This is a genomic window from Virgibacillus halodenitrificans JCM 12304 (assembly GCF_001310895.1).
Lineage (GTDB): Bacteria > Bacillota > Bacilli > Bacillales > Amphibacillaceae > Virgibacillus_Q > Virgibacillus_Q halodenitrificans.
The window spans coordinates 41242-54826 of the sequence record NZ_BAZS01000023.1; the positions used below are offsets into that span (position 1 = coordinate 41242).

Annotated in this window: 17 protein-coding genes; 7 read left to right on the forward strand and 10 right to left on the reverse strand. The window is 33.9% G+C overall.

Annotated features, from left to right (window positions below):
• Positions 1–15 precede the first annotated feature (15 nt).
• The 3 genes from JCM12304_RS12525 to JCM12304_RS12535 form a co-directional block, all read right to left on the reverse strand.
• Positions 16–477, reverse strand: a complete 462-nt coding sequence (locus JCM12304_RS12525) for a hypothetical protein (RefSeq protein WP_060680749.1) — start codon at positions 475–477, stop codon at positions 16–18.
• A gap of 76 nt (positions 478–553) precedes the next feature.
• The gene (locus JCM12304_RS12530) at positions 554–760 is read right to left on the reverse strand and encodes a DUF1657 domain-containing protein (RefSeq protein ID WP_019376101.1); all 207 of its coding nucleotides are present in this window, start codon (positions 758–760) and stop codon (positions 554–556) included.
• A gap of 362 nt (positions 761–1122) precedes the next feature.
• Entirely contained in the window at positions 1123–1443 is a 321-nt protein-coding gene (locus tag JCM12304_RS12535; protein WP_019376100.1) for a hypothetical protein, read from the reverse strand.
• A gap of 164 nt (positions 1444–1607) precedes the next feature.
• Between JCM12304_RS12535 and JCM12304_RS12540 the strand changes: the two genes are divergently transcribed.
• The 4 genes from JCM12304_RS12540 (at position 1608) to JCM12304_RS12555 (ending at position 5864) form a co-directional block, all read left to right on the forward strand.
• Positions 1608–2873, forward strand: coding sequence for a molybdopterin molybdotransferase MoeA (locus tag JCM12304_RS12540; protein ID WP_060680751.1), 1266 nt, complete (start codon positions 1608–1610; stop codon positions 2871–2873).
• A gap of 19 nt (positions 2874–2892) precedes the next feature.
• Positions 2893–3912, forward strand: a complete 1020-nt coding sequence (gene moaA, locus JCM12304_RS12545; protein ID WP_019376098.1) for a GTP 3',8-cyclase MoaA — start codon at positions 2893–2895, stop codon at positions 3910–3912.
• A 15-nt stretch (positions 3913–3927) separates the two neighbouring features.
• A complete protein-coding gene (locus tag JCM12304_RS12550) occupies positions 3928–4338 on the forward strand; it encodes a YwpF family protein (RefSeq protein ID WP_019376097.1) in 411 nt (136 codons plus the stop codon).
• A gap of 161 nt (positions 4339–4499) precedes the next feature.
• Entirely contained in the window at positions 4500–5864 is a 1365-nt protein-coding gene (locus JCM12304_RS12555) for a TrkH family potassium uptake protein (RefSeq protein WP_060680753.1), read from the forward strand.
• A 105-nt stretch (positions 5865–5969) separates the two neighbouring features.
• Here JCM12304_RS12555 and JCM12304_RS19115 read toward each other — a convergent pair whose 3' ends face one another.
• The 4 genes from JCM12304_RS19115 to lepB all read right to left on the reverse strand — a co-directional run bounded on the left by JCM12304_RS19115 (position 5970) and on the right by lepB (position 9361).
• Complete coding sequence (locus JCM12304_RS19115) at positions 5970–6068, reverse strand: YjcZ family sporulation protein (RefSeq protein ID WP_157360463.1); 99 nt, start codon at positions 6066–6068, stop codon at positions 5970–5972.
• Positions 6069–6187: 119 nt separating this feature from the next.
• Entirely contained in the window at positions 6188–7327 is a 1140-nt protein-coding gene (locus JCM12304_RS12560) for a S1C family serine protease (RefSeq protein ID WP_060680755.1), read from the reverse strand.
• Between the two features lie 23 nt (positions 7328–7350).
• Positions 7351–8511, reverse strand: a complete 1161-nt coding sequence (locus tag JCM12304_RS12565) for a zinc ribbon domain-containing protein (RefSeq protein ID WP_060680757.1) — start codon at positions 8509–8511, stop codon at positions 7351–7353.
• Between the two features lie 325 nt (positions 8512–8836).
• A complete protein-coding gene (gene lepB / locus JCM12304_RS12570; RefSeq protein ID WP_019376088.1) occupies positions 8837–9361 on the reverse strand; it encodes a signal peptidase I in 525 nt (174 codons plus the stop codon).
• 326 nt (positions 9362–9687) lie between these two features.
• Here lepB and JCM12304_RS19120 point away from each other — a divergent pair, with 326 nt between their 5' ends.
• Entirely contained in the window at positions 9688–9858 is a 171-nt protein-coding gene (locus JCM12304_RS19120; RefSeq protein WP_019376087.1) for an aspartyl-phosphate phosphatase Spo0E family protein, read from the forward strand.
• Between the two features lie 7 nt (positions 9859–9865).
• On the opposite strand, the gene JCM12304_RS12575 is transcribed toward JCM12304_RS19120, so the two are convergent.
• Positions 9866–11029 (reverse strand): aminotransferase A, encoded by a 1164-nt coding sequence (locus JCM12304_RS12575; RefSeq protein WP_060680759.1) that lies wholly within the window; start codon positions 11027–11029, stop codon positions 9866–9868.
• 115 nt (positions 11030–11144) lie between these two features.
• Here JCM12304_RS12575 and JCM12304_RS19125 point away from each other — a divergent pair, with 115 nt between their 5' ends.
• Positions 11145–11291: an FbpB family small basic protein gene (locus tag JCM12304_RS19125; RefSeq protein WP_019376085.1), complete on the forward strand. Its 147-nt coding sequence runs from the start codon at positions 11145–11147 to the stop codon at positions 11289–11291.
• 104 nt (positions 11292–11395) lie between these two features.
• Here the strand turns inward: JCM12304_RS19125 and ric are convergent, their stop codons facing one another.
• Both ric and JCM12304_RS12585 read right to left on the reverse strand, forming a co-directional pair.
• A complete protein-coding gene (gene ric / locus JCM12304_RS12580) occupies positions 11396–12088 on the reverse strand; it encodes an iron-sulfur cluster repair di-iron protein (RefSeq protein WP_060680761.1) in 693 nt (230 codons plus the stop codon).
• A 99-nt stretch (positions 12089–12187) separates the two neighbouring features.
• Entirely contained in the window at positions 12188–12988 is an 801-nt protein-coding gene (locus JCM12304_RS12585; protein ID WP_256200830.1) for an EamA family transporter, read from the reverse strand.
• A 215-nt stretch (positions 12989–13203) separates the two neighbouring features.
• Here JCM12304_RS12585 and JCM12304_RS12590 point away from each other — a divergent pair, with 215 nt between their 5' ends.
• Positions 13204–13545 (forward strand): hypothetical protein, encoded by a 342-nt coding sequence (locus JCM12304_RS12590; RefSeq protein WP_019376082.1) that lies wholly within the window; start codon positions 13204–13206, stop codon positions 13543–13545.
• Positions 13546–13585 lie beyond the last annotated feature (40 nt).

Here is a 13585-nt window from a genome sequence, read left to right on the forward strand (position 1 = left end):
GCCAAATCCCTCTTTCTATGTTTGTTCTCTAGATAGTTCAATTAATTCTTTTACTTTCTTTTTTAATTCTTTAGAAGTATAACTGTTCTCTTCAATTTGTTTTTCTGCTTTTTCTACTTCAAGGACTAACTTTTTGTCAGTTGATAGCTCAATCTTGTAGTCAGGAAAGTTTTTCACAAGTTTATTTTTAAGTTTTTTACGTATCTCACTTAATTGAAGTCTAGCTTGGTGTCTAACCTCCACTGTAGCGATTAACTCTTTCTCTGTATTAACAGCGTTAACTTTTATAATTTCTTTATATTTACTTAACAATTCTTTTGCTTCATTTGAAGCATGCTGATCTATCGCTTGATTAGTGGAAATTTTAGTGAGCTCGACATGATTATTTTTATTTGTTGGCTCTAATGCATTGTTACTGTTGCAGGCGAATAAAGTTATAGTTAATAATACAATTGTTAATAGTTTAACCTTTTTCATCTTGTTCACTCATCCATTCATGTAATAAAAAGGGAGATGGGCTTTCCCCATACATCCCTGATTCTGTTTTCTCTTATTAAAAACCTTTATATTGAGGTTCTTCTTTTTCAAGCTGTTGAATTCTAGGCTCAACACTTTGCAAAATTGTCATCGTCTGCTGAGCGGCATTTTCATACAATTGCTTCGCTTGTTTATTCTCTGTTTGCAAGGCAAATTGTTCAAAACTTGCTTGTGCACTTTTTAACCCGGCAATTGTTTGTTTTACTTGGCTTCCAACAGTCATTTGTCTTCCTCCTTTATCATGCATATCAACACTATTTAGGTTGGTTTTTAAAGCAGGAAATATACTTCTATATTCTTCCAATATCGGCTGTTCATAAAACTATGTAGAGTGTTTGGATGAAGAATTTAATGATCACAGTTTATGCAATTAACTAACCTTTACTCAATAGAGTGATTTAATAAATGTAAGAACTTCATGCAACTGTTGTAAAGTAATTAATGTAGCTTCATTTACAACGCAGTAGGAGTGAACTGTTCCGAAAGACGGGAACATTGTAGCCAAATAAAAAACACCACGTTATAGTGGTGTGAAATGGGTCATTTAATTAATTTTTTGTTCGCTAAGTTAGATGTAAGTAACAATTAAACAACGATTGACTGGTTATTATAGACTTTATGTTCTGCTCGTAACTGAGCTTCGATATGGTTATCAAGAATTTGTTTAATTTCTTTATAACAATTTTTGGCGTCTTCTCCATCAATAATAAGTTTAATGCTTTTTTTCTTGCTACTTAGAAAAAAGAATGAAATAAGCTTGGGTAAATTTCTTGCGTCTGCTATAGCGCTGTCTCGATATAAGTAAATATTATAACTACTCTCTACCGCAAGTTGATGGATCCTAATAATGTCTTTTGTCGGAATTTTGTTATTTAGATAAATTTGATAAGAAGATATCTCATTCATATCTACACCCCTCTGTAGTTAGTTATCATTAATAAATATGTACCCAATAATTTTTGAAACCAAACCTTATATAAATAGAGCTTTAAGATATAATTGATATCAATTGACCATTAGATTTGTTACACTTTAAGTATAGAAGTAGAACTGGAAATGAGGTTTTAATTATGGTCGAGATTCGCAAACCAATTCCTGTAGAAAAAGCAATTAGGGAAGTAATGAACTATGCAAGTAAAGGGATAGTGGAAGAAGTACCTATTGAAAATAGCCATCAAAGAAGACTGGCTCAACAGGTTGTTGCAACAAATAATGTACCTTCCTTTCATAAATCTCCCTATGACGGGTTTGCTTTACGTTCTATAGACACAAATGAAGCTTCTTTAGAGTCACCAATTGAATTTGAAGTAGTTGAACATATAGGAGCAGGTCAGGTACCAACTAAAAAATTACATAATAATCAGGCAACCAGAATTATGACTGGGGCACAAATTCCAGAGGGCGCAGATTGTGTAGCTATGTTTGAGATATGTAAAACGTATAAAAAAGATGATAAAACGTACGTTTCTTTAAAACGAAAAATGGAGATGGGCCAAAATATAATTAAAGAGGGTTCTGAAGTTGTAATGGGGGAGGTACTTATTGAAAAAGGAACTATCATCACCCCTGGTGTAATTGCTTCCCTGGCAACTTTTGGTTATAGCAGCGTCAAAGTTGCTAGAGAACCAGTTATCGGAATTATTGCCACAGGCACAGAATTATTGGATGTAGATGAGGAATTAAGACCTGGAAAGATCAGAAATTCAAATGCTTATATGATTTCCTCCCAAATTGAAAGAGCAGGAGGAACTCCAAAATATTTAGGAAAGTTGGCAGACGAACTCGAATCGAGTTATGAAACGATCAAAGAAGCGCTTGAAGAGGTAGATCATTTGGTAACAACCGGCGGCGTATCCGTAGGTGATTTTGATCTTATGCCAGCGATATATGAAAAGTTAGGTGCAGAGGTACTATTTAACAAAATTGCAATGCGACCAGGAAGTGTAACTACAGTTGCAGTGCTGGGAAATCAGTTGTTGTTTGGTTTATCCGGGAATCCATCAGCGTGTTATGTTGGTGGCGAACTGTTCTTAAGACCAATTATTCAAGCCAGTCAGTTTAGTACAACACCTTATTTAAAGCGAATAAAAGCAACACTTGCTGATGAATTTCCAAAGCCTAACCCCTTTACCAGATTTGTTAGATGTTACGTTGTTTATAAGGATGGGAAAGTTTATACAAAGGTAGCTGGTATTGATAAATCAAATGTTGTCACTTCATTGGCATATTCTGATTGTCTCATGGTGTTGCCAGGCGGGACAAGAGGGTTTAAAATAGGAGATGAAGTTGAAATTTTATTATTAAATAATTATGAAGGACAACAGGATTTCAATTGATTGTAGAAGGAGGATTCCTGTGAATAATAGAGTACCAATCGAAGATCATCTGGGACGCCCTTTAAAAGATCTTAGAATTTCTGTAATAGATAAATGCAATTTGCGATGCACCTATTGTATGCCAAAAGAAATTTTTGGAAATGATTATGCATTTCTACCAGAAGAAGAATTATTAAGTTTTAACGAAATAGTACAATTGGCGGAGGCGTTTGCCCAGCTTGGTGTAGAGAAAATTAGAATAACTGGTGGAGAGCCGTTGCTAAGGAAAGATTTGGACAAGCTTATTTCTCGATTATATGAAATCCCTGGGATTGCTGATATCGCTTTAACAACTAATGCAATATTATTACCCAAGCGAGCTCACAAATTAAAAGAAGCAGGACTTCAACGCGTTAACATAAGTCTGGATGCAATAGAAGACGAGGTTTTTAAACAGATTAATGGAAGAGCTGTTGGTACACTTCCTGTTTTAAAAGGTATTGAAGCAGCAAAAGCAGCAGGTTTACAAGTGAAAATAAATATGGTTGCTAAAAAAGGAATGAATGAAAGTCAAATTATTCCAATGGCAAAGTACTTTAAAGACAAAGATATTATCTTACGCTATATTGAATTTATGGATGTTGGTAACCATAATGGCTGGGATCTTGATAATGTAGTTTCCAAGAAACAAATTGTTTCTAAGATTAATGAAGAACTCCCCCTTGAATCAGCCACTGAAAACTACTATGGAGAAGTAGCTTCTCGTTTTCGATATAAAGATGGTGGTGGAGAAGTCGGTGTAATTTCTTCTGTTACAGATTCTTTTTGTAGTACTTGTACCCGGATCCGTTTGTCAGCAGATGGAAAGCTCTATACTTGCTTGTTTGCTTCTCAAGGCTTTGATATAAAAGAGAAGATTAGAAATGGACTTGAAGGAGAGCAACTTACAGATGAGTTGGCTTCACTTTGGGGAAGAAGAAAAGATCGCTATTCAGATGAACGGATGGAGCAAAAAAATACAAATCGCAAAAAAATTGAGATGTCGTATATCGGTGGATAGGTGAGGGGGAAGGCATTGAAAACCTTTAAACTAAAATCATTGGAAATCCTTGAACAGGAAGGCGAAGAAATTAAAAAGCATAGCATAGAATTAAAAGATGGTCTGATTATTAATCGTGAGGACGAACGCAATCAATGGACAATAGAAGCTTATGTGGACCATTCTTATTTATCATTATTTAATCGTATGAAAGAAATAAGAGATGAAATTATGATTCAAGTTAAAATTACAAAAGAAAGTAATGATTATGCAACTTTTATCACTTCTATTGTAAGTATTAATGAGATCGGTTCAGACATGAATGTACTGTTTCTTGGTACAATTATAGACAGACAAAAAAGTAAAATTGAAGAGATGCTTGTCAAATTGGTTGAACAAGGATACGAAGGAAAAAACTTAATTAAAAAGTTTAAAGAGCTAACCTAGCATATATTATTGAAATGACCCTTTAATAGGGTCATTTATTCGTTTTAATATAGTGCAGTAAATACAGTAAAAAGAAAAATTTGAGCAATTTTAAAAAGCTACTGGTATAATGATATGAGAATTTATAGGAACTATGAATGCATGAAATAAGGAGAATAGCTATGAAACTTCGTTATCCATCTTTATATTGGATGAATAAATTGACACCTGTACAGGTGTTGTTAATATTTTACTTTTTGGCAGTTTTACTTTCAACAGCCATCATGTCACTACCTATTGCTTATCAAGAAGGGGTGAAAATTCCTTTTATTGATGTTGTTTTCACAGCAGTAAGTGCTCTTAGTGTGACCGGCTTAAGCTCTATTACGATTGCGGATACTCTAAGTACAACCGGAATAATTCTGCTTGCTTTGATTCTTCAATTAGGCGCAGTTGGTGTTATGGCAATTGGTACTTTTATTTGGCTTTTTTTAGGTAAAAAAATCGGTTTAAAGGAAAGACGTCTAATAATGACAGACCAAAATCAACATACTTTTGAAGGAATGGTACGGTTAATAAAACAAATAGTGTACGTATTGTTGACTATAGAATTAATTGGATTTATCGTATTAGGTACCTATTACCTTCAATATTTTCCGACAGCAAAAGAGGCTTATTTAAACGGTTTTTTTGGCACAATTAGTGCAATTTCGAACGGTGGATTTGACATAACTGGCGAGTCGCTAATTCCATTTAAAGATGATTACTTTGTCCAGTTTATTAATATCCTACTTATTATCTTTGGTGCTATTGGATTTCCAGTTTTAATTGAAGTAAAAGAATACATATTTTCCAAGTCGGATAATCAAAGATTTATGCGTTTTAGTCTGTATACAAAGGTTACTACAAGCACATTTGCTATTCTTATTGTTATTGGAACAATATTTATTTACCTGTTTGATATAAACAATTTTTTCGTTGGAAAAACCTGGCATGAATCTTTTTTCTACGCCCTTTTTCAGGCTGTAACTACGAGGAGTGGTGGATTATCAACCATGGATGTAAGTCAATTAACAGAGCAGAACCATCTTTTTATGTCGTTGCTAATGTTTATTGGAGCTTCTCCAAGTAGTGCTGGTGGAGGAATTCGAACGACAACTTTTGCATTGGCAGTTATATTTATTATCACCTATGCAAGAGGTGGAGGCAGCATTCGAATTTTTAAGAGGGAAGTATATGAAGAAGACCTTCTTAAAGCGGTGACTGTGGTAATGATGGCAGTTATATTGGTTTTTTTCTCTGTACTTATTATGACGATCGTTGAACCATTTTCGTTAACACAGATTTTATTTGAAGTTACATCTGCATTTGGAACTGTTGGACTTTCCTTAGGAATAACAAGTGAAATAACTACCTTTAGCAAAATAGTTTTAATGATTCTGATGTTTATTGGAAGGGTAGGAATCATCTCGTTACTATTTATTTTTAAGAGCAACAAAAAAAGTGGTAAATATCATTTCCCTAAGGAAAAGATTATTATTGGATAGTTATTAACTTCATTAGTGGTATAACTTTTCGATAAGAAAGTATAGAAAGAGTATAAAATTACAAAGTAGCTTGTGCTATAAGCCTATAGCACAAGCTATTCATACTTAACAGTAAAAAGCTGCACCTACAATAATTAGAAGGATAAAAAGCACAACTATTAGCGCAAAGTTATTGCCATATCCGCCTCCACAACTGTAACCCATATTGTTCACCTCCTGTTCTTTCACTTATAGCCTATGTAATAAATACGGAAACGGTATAGACGTTTTGCTTAGTTACAAGTAATCCTCTCTTTATTTAATAAAGAGAGGATTATAGTGATCTATAATTCGGTTTTCTTGAGATCTACAATTTTAAGTTGATCATTTTCATAACCAACCAAGAAATTCAATTTTAATGACTTCAACTCTTTTTGGGTATCCTTTTTCTGGTTTTTACGTTCTATTTTTAATGTAGTGCTTGTGCTGATTTGGTCATTTTCAGTCGGTTTACTTTCAAGCTCAGAGTAGGATAGGTTTACTATGTTAATGTACGCTTCTCTAAATTCAGCGTACGTGTTTTCTGTTTGTAGATTGCTCCCAAGGAGAGAGTACGCATTTATATAATCTCTTATATTAACACTGTCCAAAAAATATTCAATTAAATATTCAGCGTCCTGTACGAATTGCTCATCATTTTGAGAACGTATTATATCCGCGGTAGTCGTAAAATCCAGCTGAGTGTTTTGCATTTCATTGGACCATTTTTTAATATCCGAAAGAACTTCATTCATTGGAATACTAAAGCCAATTAATCCATCTTCAGTACCTACGGAATTAATGCCAATAACTTTTCCCGTCTCTCTGTCAATAAGAGGCCCGCCACTATTTCCATGTGTAATTTGTGCGGATATTTGATAAACATTTTCATAATCGAAACCATCTACAGAAAAATTACGGTCCGTACCTGATATAATTCCTAAAGTCACTGTATTTTGAAATCCATGAGGGCTTCCTAGGGCGATTACTTCATCGCCTATTTCTACGGTGCTGTTTTCCTCTACGTTTAAATTTTGATCTGCTAATTGTGGAACTCGAATAACCGCAACATCTTTTTCTTCTCCTACCCCAACAACCGCTGCGGGATAAATTTGGGCATTGGCAGTTCTGACATACAATACATCTGCATCACGAATGACGTGAGCATTTGTAATGATGTCACCCTTGTCATTGAAAAGGAAACCAGAGCCTGTTATTGTGTTGAAATCATTCTGCCCCTCAATCTGTATAACACTTTTTTCAGCCTCGTGGATAATTGTTTTTAAATCTAGCTGTTTTGATTCTGTTGTTACTTTAGTGACTGCGGGGTTATTAATAGTCAATTCTGTTCCGCTCCATTTTTGATATAAACTGAATGCAATTATAAAAGCGGTAAAAAGGAGTAGAGCAGATAGAATAACTGGTTTTAAATCAATTTTTTTCATAACTTCTCCTCTCTGGCTGCTATTTAATCTGTATACCAAGTAATATTGTTAACCTGTATGGTGAAACCTTCTGCAGGTTTATTAATATCAAAATGAGTGAATTCAAACTTTCCTTCTTCACTTGGAAGAAGCTTGTCGGGGTATACATATACTTCATTATTCAAAATCTCTTCATTTTTTTCAGAGAGAAGAGAATATTTTATTAAGATGGAGTTAATAGGTATGGTGGCAACACTTTTCACCTTCCCTTTAACTACTAAATTACCTTGATGATCACTTTCTCTTTTTACAGAGAGGAGCTTGATCGCGTCATCTTTATTTATCTGCTTCTCCTCATTAGCCATATTTATAGCTTGTTCCATTCTTTTTTGTTGTGCAGTCTCAAAAGCAGTTTGCTCTTTATCGATCGTAGTTTGCAGACTTTTTAGTTTTTCGGAATCAGGGGCATATTTCATTCCATCCTGAACAATCGCTGCTGCATCATTAAAATGACTAATCATCATTTGCTCACTAGCTTTTGTAAAAGTGTAGTCTATAATTTGGTCACGTATCTCTGAAGTAATTTGTTCTGCCTCTTCGTTTTTTATATCTTCTGCTTCCCACAGTAATATTTTTAATTCATCTATAGAAGGGTCTTTATTTAAGTTGCTGTTAAGCTGTTCTATTTTCACTTGATTTCTTTTCTCGGAGATCATCGTGATGACATTTTTTACAACAGGTCCTTTAAAGTTTTGTAATTTTTTTTCAGACTCATTGATTAGCGTCACAGCCTCCTGGTAGTTATTTTCTTTCGACAAATCTGATGCTTCTTCAAGGGTTGACTCAACCTGGATAGCAATATCCATGAAATTAAAGGATATTTCAGCTTGATTAAAATTTTTCTTATGGTGAAGCGCTTCTTCAAAGAAGGATTTCGCCTGTTCATAATTCGTATTCATCGCTTCTCGCTCGCCTTTTTCATACAGTTCTTTTGCTTTTCCTTCTTGGGTCTCTAATATAAGATAATAAAACCCAATAGCTAATACCGAAAAAATGGCCACAGCAATAGGGAGCAACCACAATTGATTGAATTCCTTTTTAATAGAGAAACGTTCCTCCATATCAGTTGGAAGTTGTTTCCCGCAATTTATACAGAAGTTTTCACCTTCTTTTACTTTTGTACCACAATATGGGCAATGAAACATAAACTTACCTGCCTTTTTTAAGAACTTTGCTTGAAAATAGAGTAATTTAATATTTAAAATAACTCTGATGCAATTATTTATTAATGCTATTTTATCATATTTCTACTTTATTTAGGGTAAAGATATTGGTATGATAGAGAGGGAGTTAAAGCACTAATTTATTTAAATAGTAAGAGATTTTTGAACATCACCATTTGAAAGAGAGGTGCTTAAAATATGTGGGAAACAGCTTTTGGAATTATCTGCTTTGGTATTCTTGCATTAAATATAGGCTATTGTCTTTTTGATAATGAAAAATAACACAAGGTCAGACTAATGTCTGACCTCACCTTGTCATAGACCATTCATCAAATGGAAATATAATAAACTCCGAACGTCCTATTATATTTCCTTCTTCAATAAACCCCAGTCCATTCCTGCTATCTTTACTTATTGCCCGATTATCACCCATAACAAAATAACTGTCAGGTGGTACTTCAATTGGTCCGTAATTTCCAGTTTGTCTTAATGCTTCCTCTGTTAGATAAGATTGTTTAACTTCCTTGCCATTAATTAATAAATTACTACCATTGATTTCAATGGTTTCTCCAGGCAGTCCTATTACTCGTTTTACATAGTTTTTTAATGGTCTTTCTATTATAACGATATCCCCACGCTCAGGTTCATCGAGTAAGTAGACGATTTTATTGAATATTACTCTTTCTCCATTCTCAAGTGTTGGATACATGCTTTCACCATCCACTATAGAAGTAGCAAAAATAAAAGTTCTTAAAAATAACGCAATTAAGACTGCAATTATGATTGCTTTAATCCATTCAAGCCATTCATTTTTCTTTTTACCTTCTGTCACTGGAGACATCCTTTCCGAATTTAAAACATTACTATATTATATTAGCATAGAGATACCAAGTATTCGAGTAGCAGATACTAATTCCCAATTATATATAAAGTCATTAGTGTTGACAGGAACATATATTCGAGTGTAAACTGTCACTAATAGTTAAATTGTATGTTATTTTTGCCTATGTTTTGTAGAAGTTGAGCATTAAAAATAGCCACTTCAGAGAACAAAGTAGCTATTTTATAGGAAAGCTGGAAGCATAAAAACATATTCTTTAAATATTCCATGTAACAATGCTCTTTTAATTAAACTAAAGGAGGCGGCAAGCTAATCCAATGAATACCAATACTTTACTAAAACGTATAGAGTTCCTGCGTCATAAAATGACTGAAGTAGCATTGGAAAAAGGTTTTACCCATACGGATTCAGTTGCTATTAGTCAGGAATTGGATCATCTACTTAACATTTATAATGAGCTAGAACATAAAAGTAAGATTGCTGAATAAAAAACATTCAACGTAAATAACCTTTTTGCAAATAATCATCCAGTCGATTAAGGCCTCTTTCTATGGTATTAAGTTCATATGCATAGGATAATCGCATATAACCCTCACCTAGTGGCGAAAAGCTGCTCCCCGGTACTAAAGCAATTTTCCCTTTCCTTACCAAATCTATTCCAAGATCAAATGAATTCATCTCCGTAATAGGAAACTTCGGAAAAATATAGAATGCCCCTTTTGGACAATCTACTTCTAAGCCAAAGGATAATAACCTGCTATAAACATAGTCTCTTCTTTTTCTATATACTTCACGCATCTGAATTGCATCATTTTTTCCATTGGTTAAAGCTTCTAATGCTGCATATTGACTAATGGAGGAAGCGCAGGAAACGTTATATTGGTGTACCTTCAGCATGTGATTTGAGATCCATTTTGGCGCAAGCACATATCCAATACGAAAGCCCGTCATAGAATGGGATTTGGAAACACCATTTACTACAATGGTCTTTTCTTTCATTTCAGGGAAACTAGCAATTGATGTGTGAGGTTCCTCGTATATTAATTCACTGTATATTTCATCAGCTAAAACGAATATATTTTTATCTTTCAAAATAGAAACAAGTTCTTTTAATTCGGTGGTCGTGTAAGAAGCACCCGTGGGATTAGAAGGGTAAGGGAGCACCACACATTTTGTACGTTCATTGATATGTCTCTTCAAAATCTCTTTTGACAGTTTAAAACCATTACTAGTAGTATCCGCATATACTGGTGTAGCTCCAGCTAATTTGATTAAAGGTTCATAGCCTGGATAAATAGGCCCCGGTAGTATCACTTCATCATTTGGATTAAGGATAGCTCTGAATGTAATATCTATAGCCTGCGAGGCACCAGCAGTAACTATAATTTCATTCTCCGGATTATATAGAAGATGATATTTTTCCTCGTTAAATTTAGAGATAGCCTTCCGAAGATCTATAATTCCTGCATTATGTGTATACGTCGTTTTATTATCAGCTAATGCTTGACTGGCAGCCATTCTTACATGCTTAGGAGTATGGAAATCCGGTTGGCCGATGGTTAAAGATACAACATTCTCCTCTCCGGATACCAAATTAAAAAACTGACGAATTCCTGATATCTCAATCTGTTGAATTTTTTTATTCAATAAATACTCCATTTTTCATCCTCCAAAAAAATAAAATTTAAAATGTTATAAAATGTTCAAACAATTATGAGTAATTACACAAAAATAAGGGTATAATATGATTGAATGTATAAAAGGAGTGTATCACATGAGACCAAAAACATTAAACTTTGAGCAATTAGTGAAGGAAAATAAACAAGAGTTATTAAGAAATGAAAAGGAGGTTATGCAGCTTGAAATGCGGTTAGAAGCTAAACAAGCTGCAATGGTGGAGAAAAAACGAAACAAAGTATAGTTTTATATTTTTAAACAAAGCAAAAAGGAGTGGGACGCGCCCAATCCTTTTTTTATTTCGCAGTTGACTATTAATTTACTTAAATATACTAATAAATCCAGTATTCAAAGTCTTTTAAACAGGACGTTATTTTCTAAATGAACATGCTGGAATGTATCTTGTTCGATATCAGCTAAACGGGCATACGTAATTCGGTAAGAATTACATGCATCTGTTGGTGGGGTAAAGTCAAAAGTAATTTCTCTGATGCTTTTTAATAGTTTTCCTGCAGCTTCATGTTCTTCTTCTAAATCACCGTTTGCTTCATGAATACGTGCTTTCAAATTTTCAGATGGATTATTTTCGTATTCCTTAATTAGAGGAAATACTTCATTCTCTTCTTTGATCATGTGCTCTTCCATTTCCATTCTAAATTCATTGTAGGTTCGATAAAGCTGTTTAAGGTGAGGTTGGTTTGAACCGTGAACTCTATACACTTTTGTCACAAATTCACCTAATGGTGCAAGCTCCTTTTTTAGATATGTGTGATGACTAGATACAATGTGATCCACTAAGTCTGATAAAGGAAGAGAATCCCAGTCTACAAGTTCATGGTTTTCTTTATTCCATTGTTGGTATGCTATATTTAATTCAGATAGAACCTGGTCCTTGTCTATGTTATCTTTTTGAAAAACTTCACTTAATGGTTTGTCACCACCACAGCAGAAATCAATCCGTCGTTCTTTAAAAAGGTCACTTGCTTTAGGGAAAATTTTTACTATCTCAGCTGGTGTATGCTCCACTGTAAATGTTTGCATCTTATTTGCCTCCCACTCAGTAATGTAAGTAAAGAATAACCCAAAGCTAGCGAATATTCTGTGATGCAGGTCACTTAGGGCAAATAAAGTTGATTGCCATTAGGGAGAAAGTTGTTGATGCGGTTTAGCTGTAAAGATCTGTATGAGAATTACTGCACCAATAATGCAAGTCATCCCAAGTAACTGGATAATAGAGAAATGCTCCTGAAAAACAAATATGCCTAATAGTGTAGCAACAACAGGTTCAACTGTTGTTAATATAGAAGCTTTGGATGCCTCGGTCTGTTGTAATCCATATGTATAAATTATATATGCAAATGCAGTAGGGAGGAGCCCGAGTCCAAACGCATAGAGAAGAACATTAGGGTTTAGTAATATATGAAGCTTTTCTTTATATGGAAAAAAAGGCAGTAAGCTTATACCGGCAACAATAAAAGTAAATGTTGTAATTTGAAGGCTTGAGTATTTTCTTAATGCAAACTTGCTGAAAATACTGTACATAGCATATCCTAGTCCAGCCCCCAAACCGAATAATATACTACCAATATGTATTGAACCTACATTTACAGGCAAGATTCCAACTACCAGACACGTTCCAACTAATGTAATAAGCAAAGAAAGGAGCTTTACTTTTGTTAAAGCTTCTTTAAAAATAAAAAATGACATAATAGTGACAAAAGCTGGCCCAGTATACAATAAAGCAGTTGCTACAGGTATAGTTGATAATTCAATTGCAGTAAATAAGCAATAGTTAAAAAAGACAATACTTAAAACTCCAGTACCGACAAAATATTTGAGGTCACTTGTTTTGTGTAGCTTTAATTTATCTCGTGAAACGAGAAACAAGAAAATTACAAGCATAAGGGCCGAAGTCCATGCTCTTAATGAAACGACTTCCATTGGGGTAAACCCGAATGAATATAAGTTTTTGACATACCATCCAATTGTTCCCCAGAGCTGCGCCTGTAATGATTAATAAAAATGCTTTATTCATTTTTCTATCCCCCATTTCCATAGATCGATTATATCAGATTATTTTGAGTTTATTGTATAAATTTATAGTTAGAGGAAACAATGAAGGTATCCTTTAATTAAATGAAAAGAGGAGGAGGCATATGGGTTCGACATATGTTTTATTAAGTTTTCTTAAGTGGCCGTTTGTAGGGAGAGAAAATGATTTTATATATTATTTATTTTTATTTATCGGTGCAATCATTTGCTATAGTATAATAAAACCATTTATTCATATGGCTTTAAAATTACAAGCTAGAAAATTACTTAATTACATACTTAGCAGTTTAATAATTGTAATTCTCATTATGTTTTCAACTTCATATCTGAATTTACCGGCAGTGTCTGCAACGGACTTGTTAAAAATAGGTCTGCAATGCTTAGCGGGATTTGGTGCGTTATTACTTTGTCTCCATAGTATTCGGTTTTGGAAGGAAAAGCTTTAAAGCAAATTTAAAAAGACTAGAGGCACAGTATTGATTACTG